General features: G+C 45.2%; 13 protein-coding genes. 10 read left to right on the top strand and 3 right to left on the bottom strand.

What is annotated here, in order from left to right; all coding sequences use genetic code 11:
• Positions 1-7: 7 nt before the first annotated feature.
• The 3 genes from L0659_RS06910 to bshA all read right to left on the bottom strand — a co-directional run bounded on the left by L0659_RS06910 (position 8) and on the right by bshA (position 2,921).
• Positions 8-259 carry a DUF4834 family protein gene (locus L0659_RS06910; protein WP_235125013.1) on the bottom strand — a complete coding sequence of 84 codons (252 nt, stop codon included), beginning with the start codon at positions 257-259 and terminating at the stop codon, positions 8-10.
• A 144-nt stretch (positions 260-403) separates the two neighbouring features.
• Complete coding sequence (locus L0659_RS06905; RefSeq protein WP_235125012.1) at positions 404-1,735, bottom strand: NAD(P)/FAD-dependent oxidoreductase; 1,332 nt, start codon at positions 1,733-1,735, stop codon at positions 404-406.
• Between the two features lie 46 nt (positions 1,736-1,781).
• Positions 1,782-2,921, bottom strand: coding sequence for an N-acetyl-alpha-D-glucosaminyl L-malate synthase BshA (gene bshA / locus L0659_RS06900; RefSeq protein WP_235125010.1), 1,140 nt, complete (start codon positions 2,919-2,921; stop codon positions 1,782-1,784).
• Between the two features lie 182 nt (positions 2,922-3,103).
• Between bshA and L0659_RS06895 the strand changes: the two genes are divergently transcribed.
• The 10 genes from L0659_RS06895 to L0659_RS06850 all read left to right on the top strand — a co-directional run bounded on the left by L0659_RS06895 (position 3,104) and on the right by L0659_RS06850 (position 13,768).
• Positions 3,104-3,985 (top strand): geranylgeranylglycerol-phosphate geranylgeranyltransferase, encoded by an 882-nt coding sequence (locus tag L0659_RS06895; protein ID WP_235125008.1) that lies wholly within the window; start codon positions 3,104-3,106, stop codon positions 3,983-3,985.
• Positions 3,986-4,086: 101 nt separating this feature from the next.
• On the top strand, positions 4,087-4,782 hold the full coding sequence (locus L0659_RS06890; RefSeq protein WP_235125006.1) for a hypothetical protein: 696 nt from the start codon (positions 4,087-4,089) through the stop codon (positions 4,780-4,782).
• A 125-nt stretch (positions 4,783-4,907) separates the two neighbouring features.
• On the top strand, positions 4,908-5,480 hold the full coding sequence (gene purN / locus L0659_RS06885; RefSeq protein WP_235125004.1) for a phosphoribosylglycinamide formyltransferase: 573 nt from the start codon (positions 4,908-4,910) through the stop codon (positions 5,478-5,480).
• Between the two features lie 9 nt (positions 5,481-5,489).
• The gene (locus tag L0659_RS06880) at positions 5,490-6,419 is read left to right on the top strand and encodes a hypothetical protein (RefSeq protein WP_235125003.1); all 930 of its coding nucleotides are present in this window, start codon (positions 5,490-5,492) and stop codon (positions 6,417-6,419) included.
• Between the two features lie 27 nt (positions 6,420-6,446).
• Positions 6,447-7,520, top strand: coding sequence for a hypothetical protein (locus tag L0659_RS06875; protein WP_235125002.1), 1,074 nt, complete (start codon positions 6,447-6,449; stop codon positions 7,518-7,520).
• Between the two features lie 190 nt (positions 7,521-7,710).
• On the top strand, positions 7,711-8,352 hold the full coding sequence (locus L0659_RS06870; protein WP_235125001.1) for a porin family protein: 642 nt from the start codon (positions 7,711-7,713) through the stop codon (positions 8,350-8,352).
• A 100-nt stretch (positions 8,353-8,452) separates the two neighbouring features.
• A complete protein-coding gene (locus L0659_RS06865; RefSeq protein ID WP_235125000.1) occupies positions 8,453-8,809 on the top strand; it encodes a MauE/DoxX family redox-associated membrane protein in 357 nt (118 codons plus the stop codon).
• A 54-nt stretch (positions 8,810-8,863) separates the two neighbouring features.
• Entirely contained in the window at positions 8,864-10,192 is a 1,329-nt protein-coding gene (locus L0659_RS06860) for a DEAD/DEAH box helicase (RefSeq protein WP_235124999.1), read from the top strand.
• Between the two features lie 59 nt (positions 10,193-10,251).
• Entirely contained in the window at positions 10,252-12,036 is a 1,785-nt protein-coding gene (locus L0659_RS06855; RefSeq protein WP_235124998.1) for an ABC transporter ATP-binding protein, read from the top strand.
• A 151-nt stretch (positions 12,037-12,187) separates the two neighbouring features.
• On the top strand, positions 12,188-13,768 hold the full coding sequence (locus L0659_RS06850) for a DUF4394 domain-containing protein (RefSeq protein ID WP_235124996.1): 1,581 nt from the start codon (positions 12,188-12,190) through the stop codon (positions 13,766-13,768).
• Positions 13,769-14,021: the final 253 nt, after the last annotated feature.

Raw genomic sequence — 14,021 nt, 5'->3', positions numbered from 1 at the left:
AGAAAAATCACTTCACTTCTTCATAGTCAACATATTCTCCGCCGCCGAAACGGGATGATGGGTTATTGGCATCCGGCGGCACGTTATCCACTTTTACACCTGCGTTCGCACGTTGACGCTGCTGCTGGGCCTTGTATTGTCTTTCCTGCTCCTTGATGAGCTGGCGGCCTACAAGCAAGTGGAAAACAAACCTTCTGAAAAATGGCACGAAGGCGATCAGAAGCAAGAATATGAGGATTATATTAAATAAGAGTTTCATTTTTCAAATTTTGTTACATTAATCTATAACGTAAAGCTGGCATAAATAGCACACGAATATAACGAAAACCTAATGAATGACCCAATCCCGGTGGGAAAGGCCCCATGAAATTACAGGCGGCCTGGCCGACAACCTGCGGATCAACTAGGCTTCTTGTTTGACAGCTTCTTCGTTCTTCTCGTTTTTATTCGAAATCTGTTCGATGGTCTTTGGTTTCAGGATCAGGCGCAATGACTGGTCGTAAGTTGCATAATTCCAAACCCAGTTGATCAGAATCAGAACCCGGTTTTTAACGCCTACAATAGAAATCAAGTGCACGAACATCCAGGTAAGCCAGGCCAGGAACCCCTGGAATTTCATAAAAGGAAGATCCACAACGGCCCTGTTCCGTCCCACCGTGGCCATTGACCCCAAATCTTTGTATTTGAAAGGCACTGCTTTTTTTCCATCCATTACCCGCCACACATTTTTCGCAAGCGCCTTACCCTGCTGGATCGCTGGCTGCGCCAACTGCGGATGCCCATTTTCCCATTCGCCCTCCTGCATGGCCGCTACATCACCCAGAGCAAAAACATTTTCATAACCCTGAACACGGTTATATTGATCCACTTTAATACGACCACCGCGAACAATGACTTCCGGATTTAAACCATTCAAAGGATTTGCCTTAATCCCTGCCGCCCAAACCAAATTGTCAGCCCGAATGCGCATACCTTGTTTTGTAGTCACATATTTACCGTCAAAGCCGGTTACAACTTGTTCCGTATGAATGTGGACGCCCATTTTTTCCAGATATTCGCGTGATCTTTGGGAAGATTCATCCGACATTGCGCCCAGCAGTTCTTTGGAACCTTCCAGCAAATGGATCTCCATGGATTTGAAATCCATTTCAGGATAATCTTTTGGCAAAATAAAATGCTTCATTTCCGCAAGTGTTCCCGATAATTCTACGCCGGTAGGCCCTCCTCCTACGACAACCACGCTCATTAACCCCGCGCGTTGCTCATCCGAATCCACGGAAAGGGCGTCTTCAAAATTTTGCAATATCCTGTTTCTCAATGCTAATGCCTCAGAAACAGTCTTCATAGGAATGGCCCGCTCCTCAATTTCTTTCATGCCAAAATAATTGGTGATCGCACCTGTCGCAATGACCAGATAATCATAGGTAATCTCGCCTAAGCCCGTCATGATGGACTTGCGGTCGGTGTTTACGCTTTGCACCTCTGTGATGCGGATATGTACGTTTTTCTTGGATTGAAAGATTTTCCGGAGCGGAAAAGAAATGGAGCTTGGTTCGAGGCCAGCCATTGCAACCTGATAAAACAGCGGCTGAAACTGATGGTAATTGTTGCGGTCAATGAGCACGACCTGAAGGTCTTCGCGCTTAGCAATTTCTCTTGCCAAAGCAAGTCCGCCGAAGCCTGCGCCTACAATGACAACGCGCTTATATTGTGTATATGGAATGTTTGGTAACATGGTCTGATCGTTTTTGAATTTCGACCAGACCTTAAAAATACCATACCTATATCGTTACAGCTTTGCTGTTTTCGACAACTTTCTCATAATAAGACTCATAATGCGGAAGGATCTTGGCAATATCAAAATCCTTTGCCCGCGCAAGGGCGTTCGCTTTGAATGTCGGCAAATTGGCGTCATCCAATATGTAAGCCGCATGTTTCACCATATCGTCCACATCACCTACGTCACTTAAAAAGCCCGTAATGCCATGCAAGTTCAGCTCAGGAAGGCCGCCGGCATTCGATGTTATCAAAGGAACTTCACAAGCCAGTGCTTCCAGCGCCGCCAGTCCAAAACTTTCTGATTCAGAAGGCATTAAGAATAAATCTGCCACGGAAAGGACTTCTTCGATTGCATCCAGTTTACCCAAAAACCTAACATCTGAAAGCATATCCAAATCTTTGCACATGCGTTCAATGCGTTGCCTGTCCGGGCCATCACCTACGAGTAACAATTTGCTGGGCAGCAATTTGCGCAACTTTTCGAAAATCATGATTACATCGTCGATCCGTTTCACTTTTCTGAAATTGGATGTATGAACAATCAGTTTTTCGTTATTCGGGCAAATAGCAAGCTTGAAATGCTCCTTTTTCTGACGATTGAAACGATCCAGATCAATGAAATTCGGGATCACCTCAATGTCTTTGGTAATGGCGAAATGGGCGTAAGTATCGTTTTTCAGCGATTCCGAAACAGCAGTTATGCCGTCGGACTGGTTGATGCTGAATGTTACAACCGGCTCATAGGACTCGTCTTTCCCAACCAATGTAATATCCGTCCCGTGCAAGGTCGTGATCACGGGAATGTGAATGCCTTGCTGCGCTAAAATTTGTTTCGCGAGATATGCGGATGACGCATGCGGGATGGCATAATGCACGTGTAGCAGATCCAGATTAGCGCTGGCAGCCACATGGACCATTTCACTGGACAATGCAGATTCGTAAGGCGGGTATTGAAACAGCGGGTAAGCCGGGATATTTACTTCGTGATAGTAAAGATTTTCATTGAAGAAGTCGAGTCTCTGAGGCTGTGAATATGTAATAAAATGAACCTGATGGCCCACTTTTGCAAGTGCTTTACCAAGTTCGGTAGCTACCACTCCGCTTCCTCCGAAGGTAGGATAGCATACAATACCAATTTTCATAATGCTATTTAAAAAGTTGAAAGTCGCACTCGGGCGAGCTGTTCTGATAACAGATCTTTTAGCCTAACAACAAATGATCCATTTTTTATCCCCAAAATGGATAAAGATGTTGAGATTTGTCGTTAATGGGATAAAATGAATAATTTTAATCCCTAAACCTTCTGTTTCCAGAGTTAGCCTCCATGAATGTGTCTGCCAGACCAAAAATAACTTTATGGGATTACATTACCGGAAGCGCCCGTCTGGTCCGTATGACCAATCTGGTGATTGTGGTCGTAACGCAGTATTTGACACGCATTTTACTGATAGGCCCGCGCGACGACTGGCGCAGCATTATAGCAAATGTTGACATGTTCTTCCTGTCGCTTTCCACCGTTTGCATAGCCGCGGCAGGTTACATTATCAATGATTACTTTGACATTAAGATCGACATTGTAAACAAACCCGAACGCGTCGTCGTCGGGCGATACCTGAAACGCCGCTGGGCAATGGGCGCGCACCAGGTCCTGAATGTCCTCGGCGCAGTTTTCGGGCTGGTGGTGAGTCCTTACATATTCGTGATCAATGTTTGTTCGATCACATTACTCTGGTTTTATTCCGAAAGATATAAGCGTCTTCCTTTTATAGGGAATTTTATTGTTTCGCTGCTCACCGGTTTTTCGCTGCTGATCCTCACCGTTCATTTCCCTGCCAACCGGCATTTGGTATTCATATATGCCGTTTTTTCCTTTTTCATATCACTCGTTCGCGAAATTGTGAAGGATATGGAAGACATTAAGGGCGACGAAGCGCATGGCTGCCGGACATTGCCTATCATATGGGGCATCCGCCGGACCAAAAACTTCCTGTATGTGATTCTTTTAATGTTTGTTACCACATTATTCGTGATGGCCCGGGCGCTTGACAACAATGTGCTCGTGATATTATTTTTCCTTCTTCTGATCCCTATTGCCCTGCTCACAGCAAGCCTTGCCCGGGCGGATACGCGCCGTGATTTCAAGCGCATCAGCAGTCTTTGCAAGATCATTATGCTGCTCGGCCTCATCACAATGGTTTGGGCGTAGCGCCTTACCGTAAAATCAATATATTAAACAAAAAGTGGATTTCTGATAACGAGGACTATCTTTGTTTACCGCAAACTAAATCACGTATCCGCGTTATGATCATGAAAAAACTGCTGCTACTTAGCTTACTGCTGCTCTTTTTTATTCAAACAAAAACCCTCGCCCAGGATTGTGGCGGAGTCGTGTTGAAGCAAGGGAGCGGCTTTGAGATGACTAATTTTGACGGAAAGGGAAAGGAAACGGGAAAGATCATTTACAAAATACTGGACGTTTCAACGGAGGGCGCTTTCACAGTCTTCAACATTGAAATGGAGGCTACTAATCCGAAAGGCAAATCGGAGCTGAAAAATATTTATAAAATGAAATGCGACGGCAATGTGATCAGTCTCGACGCGAAATCGCTCATCAGCCAGGAGCAGCTCAAATCCTTCCAGAATATGGAGATGAAATTTACCTACGAAAACATTGAGTATCCTACAAAATATTCGGTGGGTGATAAATTAAAAGATGCATCTGTAAAAGGAACGGGACAATCCGGACCTATGGCAGTCAATTTTGATATGCTGATTAAAAACAGAAGCGTAACCGGCCAGGAAAAAATTACCCTGCCTGCCGGAACATTCGACGCTTACAAGCTCAAAGCGGACATGAGTTTTGAAATGAGAATGGGCTTTCCTGTAAAAATGGACATGGAAACCATTTCTTACCGCGCGCCGGGCGTTGCATGGGACTTGAAAACGGAGACTTATCGCAAAGGAAAGCTGATGGGTCGCAGTGAGCTCACAAAAATTTACTGATATTCAACTACATACATTACAATTCTCTGGATGCGGCTTCCGGTTATTTACCGAAAGCCGTTCTTGTTATAATTTTGACAGGAAAATCTGATACTACCTTACCAATAATTAATTCTTGACGACAAATGAAACGACTTGCCATCTTCGCTTCCGGATCTGGATCAAATGCGGAAAAAATCTCTGAATATTTTGCTGAGCGGCAAGATGTAGAAGTGTCACTGATTTTCACCAATAATCCCCAGGCAGGCGTGATCAAAAGGGCTTGCAAATTGCAGATTCCAGTCGTGTTTTTTGATAAAAAGACTTTTTACGACACACGCAAAGTGCTTCAAATCCTGCAAAACGAAGGAATTGACCTGGTTGTGCTTGCCGGTTTCATGCTATTGGTGCCCGCGTTCCTGGTAGAAGCTTTCCCGAACAGGATCATTAACATTCATCCCGCTTTACTTCCCAAATACGGCGGAAAAGGCATGTACGGACAGTTTGTCCATGAAGCAGTGGTGAATGCGAAGGAAACAGAATCCGGCATTACGATCCATTATGTGAACGAGCATTACGACGAAGGAAATGTGATCTTCCAGGCAACTTGCCCGGTTGCTCCTACCGACACTTCGGATGATGTGGCAAACAAAATCCATGCATTGGAACACGCGAATTATCCGCGCATCATTGATGAAGTTCTTTATCAGAAGCGCTAAAAACTGTTTATGCTTTATTTCCTGTTGTCGGTCCTTTTCACCGTCGCGCTTTATCTGATCATGCGGGCGTTTCCGCGCTACCGGGTGCATTCTTTTCATGCCGTTGTATTCAATTATTACGCCTGCGTGCTCACCGGCCTTGTGCTCACACCGGACCTGGATTTGTTCAAAAATGTGATCTGGAATTCAGAAGGAACGCTGATTACGCTGGCATTGGGCGGGATGTTTGTTATTACATTTATGCTGATCGGGCTTACTGCGCAAAAGGTAAGCGTCACCGCTACGTCGCTGGCTGGTAATATGTCGCTCGTGATCCCTGTGCTTTTTGGTTTGTTTGTATTTCAAAACAACAACAAGGCATTCACCGCTGTCAATTACGCCGGGCTTGTTATTGCGCTCGCGGCATTGGCTTTGGGTGCTATCCAAACTACAAAAAAGGAAACCGATCCGCCAACAAATGCCGCTTCCACAAATGCTGTTTCACCGGCAAACTTACTGTTGATCCTTCCCCTCCTTACGTTTCTGGCCGCCGGAACCAACAACACGCTGATCAATTACTTATCTGTAAAATATTACGGAGCGGGCGAAACCACGCTTTTTATGATCATTGCCTGCTCGGGGGCAATCCTTATCGGGACTGTGATTTTAATTTTCCGGATTCTGGCGCGTGGAGAAAAACTGCATTGGCGCAGCATTGTCGGCGGATTTATCCTGGGTGTGCCTAATTTTCTTTCCCTTTACTTCCTGCTGCGCGCGCTCGCGTCATTTGGCAACAGCGCCGCTTTCGTTTTCCCGATCTACAACATTCTCACCATGCTGGTGTCCGCATGCGCCGCCTGGCTGATTTACCATGAAAGACTGAACCATCTTAACAAATTTGGGCTTCTATTGGCAGTCATTGCGATCATCATGATATCTTACCAGGAGTTAGGCTTGTGATCGCAAGTTTCCCATAAAATTACCTCCATGCCCGAAACTGCTGTTTTACATATTAATGAGCGGAAGAATGTCTTGAATAAAAGACAAAAAGAATTTAACCAGCTATCCGAAAAAATCGAAGAACTGGATCGGCTGATCCCCGAACTGGAAAGCGCTTACGATCAGATGATCCAGCGTATCCCGACGGACCTCGACCCGCTGGTTAGAGAATATCAGGAATTCCGTGTTGAGATCGTCCACATTATGGACAGGACTTATTCTGCTGATCTTTTTAGAAAAATTTACCAGGACAAACTTGCTTACCTGATCACAGAAAGCGCTTACGACCTGATCGCACATTACGGGTTTGACGATTTGAAGCCGGTTTTCAATAAATACAGTGCAGTGGACATTGAGGTTTTGCTCGCGGAAGAAAGAGCAAAATCGGAGAAAATCACGGATCCGGCTTTTTTGATCGAAAGTGAGGCTGCCAAGGAAACTGTTCAATATGAAAATTTCCATGATCTTCCCGAAGAAGAACAGCAGCGCATTAAAGCGGAACAGCGTGAAGAACGGCTGAATAAGCGCATTCAGGAGGCAAAACAACTTGCCGAACAGCAGAAAACAACGAAATCTGTACGAACCGTTTATATGGACCTCGTAAAAGCGTTTCACCCCGACCTGGAAAAGGATGAAACCGAAAAGCTGCGTAAGACAGACATTATGCAGCAGGTAACCCAGGCATACCAGGAAAATAACTTGCTGAAACTTCTGAAATTACAGATTGAGCTGGATCGGATTGGGCAGGACGAATTGGAAAATTTGAGTAAGAATCAGTTGAATTACTACAACAAGGTGCTCAAACAGCAAGTGGAAGAACTGGAACTGGTTAAAGAAGGCATTCAGAAAAAGATCTCGGCGGTTTGTGGATTGCCATTCCAACATGCCAATTCTCTTACAACTGTGATCGTCAAGTTCAACACCAATGTAAATGAGATGAAAGCGGAGATCAAAAACATCCGCAATGTGATCAAAAACTGGAAAGTGCCTTCACAGCTCAAAGCATATCTAAAAACCTACCAGATCCCGGGGCAGTCTTTCCTTGAAGACGATGATTATTGACAGTTACAATCCGTTGATTTTGCGGGTTACGTATACAGTTGTAGAGCTAATTCCCCGGTTCCGAGTTTAGACTAAATATAAATATATAAATATGCCGCTTGCAATGAGCACATTGAGCGGCGGGTGCTTTTTCATTTGTCTTGGTATATGATTTGTTGTTTTCGAACAAATTTATATTTAACCTACTCAGATGAAAAATTGTATTATTCTATTACTTGCGGTTACATTGTTTGTATCGCAGGCACAAGCGCAAGAGAATGTTTCCATTGGACCGATTGTCGGTGTTTCTATCGCCAATTTCAGAGGGGACGTTGCTAACACGGACTGGAAACCAGGATTAACGGTCGGCGGTTTCTACAATTACAGTTCAGAATCCGGCTTCGGATTTAGCGGACAGCTGTTGTTTACGCAAATGGGCGCACAGATCAACAATAAAACCAACGAAATCAACCTTAATTACATCCAGGCCCCATTGTTGGCAACATTCTTCTTCGGACAATATGGCGATAAAGTGCGGCCGAAAATTTTCCTGGGACCGAACCTTAATTTCCTGGTAGGCGCTCGGGACAAAGACGGAAACAACCTGAATGGCGATTCTAACAACCGCGTTTATTCTCCATTTGATCTTGGATTGACTTTCGGGGCAGGGATTAACATCCGCCTGCAAGAAAAAATCTGGCTGAACCTCGATGCACGTTACGGCCTGGGCCTTATTGACGTGACCAAAGACGGCAATACCAATGTTAAAAACCAGAATTTCGGGATCAATGCTGGTCTTAGCTTCCCGCTAGGCACTTATAACCGCAACACGGGCAGACTTAGAACACGATAAGTGGTCATTTGCTCAGCAACATTGAAGAGAACCAGATGGAATTATCCTCTGGTTCTTTTTTTGTAGAGTAGTAAGCACAACATTACTAAATCAACAAGCCATGAAACTCACCGGACTTTACATCATGGCCGCCCTCTACATTTTCACAGGCACCATGCATTTCCTTCGCCCGAAGGGCTTTATGCAGATCATGCCAAAATTTGTGCCCTGGCATTACCAGCTCGTCTTAGTGAGTGGAATTTGTGAAATCGCCTTTGCGTTGCTGTTGCTTTTCCCTGCAACCCGGCCGATAGGCGCCTGGCTGATCATTATTTTGCTGGTGGCCGTGTTTCCCGCAAACATTCAAATGGCCATTACATTTTACCAAAAACAGAATCCCTATCTATGGCTCGCGATCCTTCGGCTGCCACTGCAATTTGTCCTGATTTGGTGGGCGTGGCTATATACAGGCAAATGATGCCGCGCTAACCGCAGAATAGGCGTAACTTTGTGCTTTATTATAATCATTGTTATGACTTTTGAAGAATTAAATCTCACCAAACCTCTATTACAGGCACTAGCTGATCTGAACTACGAAACGCCGACGGCTATCCAGCATAAGGTGTTTTCGGTTATGATGTCTGGCAAAGATGTGTGCGGGATTGCGCAAACCGGGACAGGAAAAACTTTCGCATATCTGCTCCCTACCCTACGCCAAATCGAATTTTCCAAAGATCGCCTGCCGCAACTGCTGATCCTGGTTCCTACGCGCGAGCTTGTGGTGCAAGTGGTGGAAGAAGTGAAAAAACTGAGCGCTTACCTGACATTGGAAGTGGTGGGCGCATATGGCGGCGGCAATATTAAAGTCCAAATGGCTGAGCTGAAAAACGGCGCGGACGTGGTTGTTGCAACGCCGGGAAGATTGTTCGACCTGGCATTGAACGGCTCTCTCAAAACCAAAGCGATTAAAAAACTGGTGATCGATGAAGTGGACGAAATGCTGAACCTGGGCTTTCGTACGCAGCTTAAAAATATTCTGGACCTCCTGCCACAGAGACGCCAGAACCTGCTTTTCTCAGCGACATTAACGCCGGAGGTCGAAGCATTAATGCAGACTTACTTTAACAACCCAGTGCGGATTGAAGCTGCTCCCGTAGGCACGCCGTTGGAGAACATTGAGCAAAAGGCTTATAATGTTCCGAACTTTTATACCAAAGTCAACCTGCTAGATCTGCTCCTTGAAGAAAATGCGGATATGACAAAGGTTTTGGTGTTTGTTGCCACCAAGAAATTGGCCGATCAGCTCTTTGGGCAACTTGAACTGGGTTACTTGAATAAAATTGGCGTTATCCATTCCAACAAGGAGCAAAACCACAGATTTAACACTGTTAAACAATTTCACGAAGGCAATTATCGCGTCCTGATCGCCACAGACATCATTGCGCGCGGATTGGACGTGGCGGAGGTTTCGCACGTTTTCAATTTTGATATCCCTGAAATTCCGGAAAATTACATCCACCGCATAGGCCGGACAGGCCGGGCAGATAAAAAGGGCGTGGCCATTTCTTTCATTACAGAAGGCGAAAAAGAGCGCCAAGAGCAAATCGAGGAGTTGATGAATTACCAGATCCCGATCGCAGACCTTCCCGAAAACCTTAAAATATCGGAAATCCTTACGCCGGATGAAGAACCGCAAATCTACATGAAGAGCATTGATGTAAAGCTTCCCAAAAGAGAAGCAGGCGGCGGCGCATTTCATGAAAAGATTGATAAAAACAAGAAGGTGAACGTCAGAAGAAACCACGCGCAGGAAAAAATGCAGAAATACGGGCGCCCCATCAAGCGCTCCGGCAAAAAGTAGGGCATAGTTATTGGGATAACTCCTGAATTGAATCTCCATAGCTTCCCCGAAAATCCACTATGAGTATCTGGCAAATATTCCAGCGCCTTCAACCTTACGTAAAGCCGTATAACAAGCAAATCGTTTTCGCGCTTTTTCTTACACTGCTAGGCGCTGTCACTGCCCAGGTCAACCCCTGGGTTTTACGCTATACGGTGGATTCCGTTCAGGCAATGCTGGATAAAAATTGGGGGATCATTCAGGGTAAGGACTTGCTAATCAAGATTTCCCTGATTCTGTTTGTAAAGGAAATTGTCAACTCGCTAATCGTATTTGGGCAGCGTTATTTTGGTGAAAAAATCAGGATCAAAGTTTCCAGCGATCTCGCGCAGGAAGCGATCAGCCGGATCTTAACTTATAATCTTGCATTTTACAGCGATAACGACAATCAGAAAGGTAAGCTCCAAACCCGCATTGACCGTGGCGTGGAAAGCCTTACTAAGCTGATCCAGAACTTTTTTATCGACATTCTCCCTCTCTTTGCCAATTCCATCGTCGCGCTTGCGATCATGTTTTCTGCAAATTTTTATGTCGGGGCAATTGCCCTGGCGATCTTACCGGTTTACTTCTGGATCAGTTACAAGCAGGCAGGCGAATTGCAGGGCGTAAGGCGCAAACTGAAAAGGCAACGGGAAAATAAAAGCAGCGGGCTGATCAATCTCATTGAGTCCATCATTGTCATCAAATCATTTGTAAGGGAAATATTTGAGGGGCAAAAGCAGTATCAGACGCAGATGGAGCTGATGGAAACGCAGCTCAAAACGCGCCGCACCAACTTTGCATACGACGGAATCAAGAGCTTTATTGAACAAATTGGCGTCGTGCTGATTATCATCCTAACGGCCTATCTGGTTCTCGACCAGCAAATGTCCATTGGTGCGATCATGTTCCATATCCTGCTTTTCAACAATGTCTCCGCTCCTATCCGCCAGCTGCACCGGATCTATGACGAGATGAATGATGCATTGACATACTCCGAAGGATTTTTCGACATTCTGGATGCAGATAATGCTGTGGAACAAAGTGGGAAAGTCATTCCGGAAGCCATTAAGGGCGATTATATGCTGAACGACGTCTCATTCACATATCCCAATGGGACGAAAGCATTGTTCAACATTAATGTCAACATCAAATCCGGGCAAACCACGGCGCTGGTTGGTTTGTCGGGGGCCGGGAAAAGCACACTGATCAATTTGCTCATCGGTTTTTACGCCCCGGATTCGGGCACACTTACGCTGGATGGCCGTCCTTTGGAAGATTATGATCTGCCTGCTTTGCGTAATTCCATTGGGATGGTTTTGCAGAAAAATCACATTTTCAAGGGATCCATTGCTGAGAATATCCGTTATGGACAAATGAACGCTTCGCAGGAAGAGTTGATCGCAGCGGCCAGAAAAGCTTATCTGCACGATCAGATTATGGAACTTCCTGCACAATATGAAACCGACGCTCAGATGCTTTCGGGCGGCCAGCAGCAACGCATCGCCATCGCACGACTCTTTCTTAAAAATCCACCCGTCATTTTCCTCGACGAACCCACCGCCAGCCTCGACGCCATTGCAACCGAGCAGATCAAGAACAGTTTGGATGCTATTAAAAAAGGCCGAACAGTCGTCATCATTTCGCACAGTCTTTCTCAAATCCTGGATTCGGATCAGATCTACGTCATGAAAAAAGGGCGTATTGCAGAGTTCGGAACGCACACCGAACTGTATGATAAAGAGGGCGTTTACAGGGAAATTTTTGACGCTTCGGCCAGGAGTCTTAACCTGGACAAGATGATCGGCATGATGTCGAAAGAGTGATTGATCTGTTCTATGCACATTAATCGAGCATTAAAATGCTATTAAATCCGATGCCTTTCGGATTAAAAATTAATTAAATGCGATTGATCTAAAACGAAGGGCTAGTCGTATGTGGTGTGTCAAATTACTTGTCACACTCAACCAAAATGGTATGAAAATCTCTAAAATTTTGCGATCCGTCTCCGGCAGTTCGCTGCTTCTCGCTGGTCTGGTCTTTGTAAATCAGGCTTGTACGGAACAAACCCAACTCGATAGCCAGCCGGTGCCGCTGGTGAGCGCTCCTAACCAGATTTTTTACGCATTAACAAGCGACAACAAGATTTATGAATTAAATGTACAAAACCCAAGTACGCCCATCCGCACACTTTCGATCTCCGCAGGATTGGAGCCTAATGAAAAATTATTGAGCATTGATTTCCGTCCTGCAACAGGCCAGCTCTACGCAGTAGGAAACAAGAATCACATTTACACGGTTAATCTTCGCTCCGACATTAATCCGGGAAGAGTTACGGTGATAAGCCCGGTTCCATTCAATCCAGGTATTTCAGGCCCGGAAGTGGTTGGTTTTGACTTCAACCCAACTGTTGACCGCATCAGGCTGGTTACAAACACTGCCCAAAATATGCGTTTGCATCCGGAAACCAATGCATTGGCTGCACTGGATGGTTATTTGAAAGGTTATAATGATGTGAAAGTTGCCGCTGCTGCCTATACAAACAATGTGGCTGGTGCAACAACCACGCAGCTTTATGACATTGATCCGGATGTGGATAAACTTTTCCTGCAAATGCCTCCTAATGATGGCGTTTTAAAGGAAGTGGGGCCGTTGGGAACAGACATTCAGGATGTTGGTGGATTTGACATTTCTTCTGTCAACAACTATGCGATTGCTTCTGTAAAAGTGAACAACATCTGGGAACTGGCAGAAATCAACCTTACGACGGGTTCGCTTACCAAAATCGGAAATCTTCCTACCGGCAAGATCATTGGCATCGCAATTCCTACAAGCCCGGTTGCTTATGCCGTTGATGCATCCAACAAGCTGTTGATCTTCAATCCAATGAACGCAGGAACTCGCATCGAGAAAGCGATCACAGGCTTACCAACGGGAGTAAACATCGAAGGAATTGACTTCCGCCCGGCAGACGGCCGTTTGCATGCACTGGGTTCAGACGGAAAACTTTACGGACTTGACCTGGCAACTGCTGCTGCCAAGGCGCTTGCTCCGCTGCATTACCTGGATGATCCTAATTTCAAAGTAATGGGCACAAGCTTCGGTTTCGACTTCAACCCGGTTGCTGACAGGCTGCGCATTGTTAGCAACACAGGACAAAACCTTCGTATCAATGTTTCAAACGGCATCACACTTGTGGACGGATCATTGAAACTCGTGCCTGGACCTGGAACACCATTCGTGAATGCAGCGGCTTATACCAACAGCTTTGCAGGCACAACCAGCACAGTGTTATATGATATAGACAGCGAATCAAATTCTTTGTTCAAGCAAAACCCACCAAACGACGGCGGTCTTGAAAAAATCGGGGCGTTGGGCGTCGATGTTGATGCAGCCAATGGCTTTGATATCGGCGGTACAACGGGCATGGCTTACGCTATGCTTACCGTAGGCGGAAATACCGGATTATACTCCATTAACCTTACGAACGGAAGCGCAACAAAAGTTTCCGATTTCGCAGGATCTGTCAAAGGCTTTGCTTTGGGATTTGGTTTGTAATTCACATCTAAAAAAAGGGCGCTATTTAATTATAGCGCCCTTTTTTTATTTATTTCAAGATATTTGAAAAATACTTTTAATTAAATAATCCAACGATTTTACCGAATATGATTTGTTTAAATTGGTTTAATGCAAAATCAAAAAATAGTATTCCTAAAAGTTGCAAGATAATTTCTTTCTGCTTAATCCATAAAGATTTATACAGCGTAAGTCTGCCAGGACCAGCTCGGAAATTCTAAAACGGTTCACAATA

The organism is Dyadobacter sp. CY347, assembly GCF_021502655.1.
Classification (GTDB): domain Bacteria; phylum Bacteroidota; class Bacteroidia; order Cytophagales; family Spirosomataceae; genus Dyadobacter.
The sequence above is the reverse complement of the archived record's forward strand: the minus strand, read 5'-3'. Positions and strand labels throughout refer to the sequence as shown.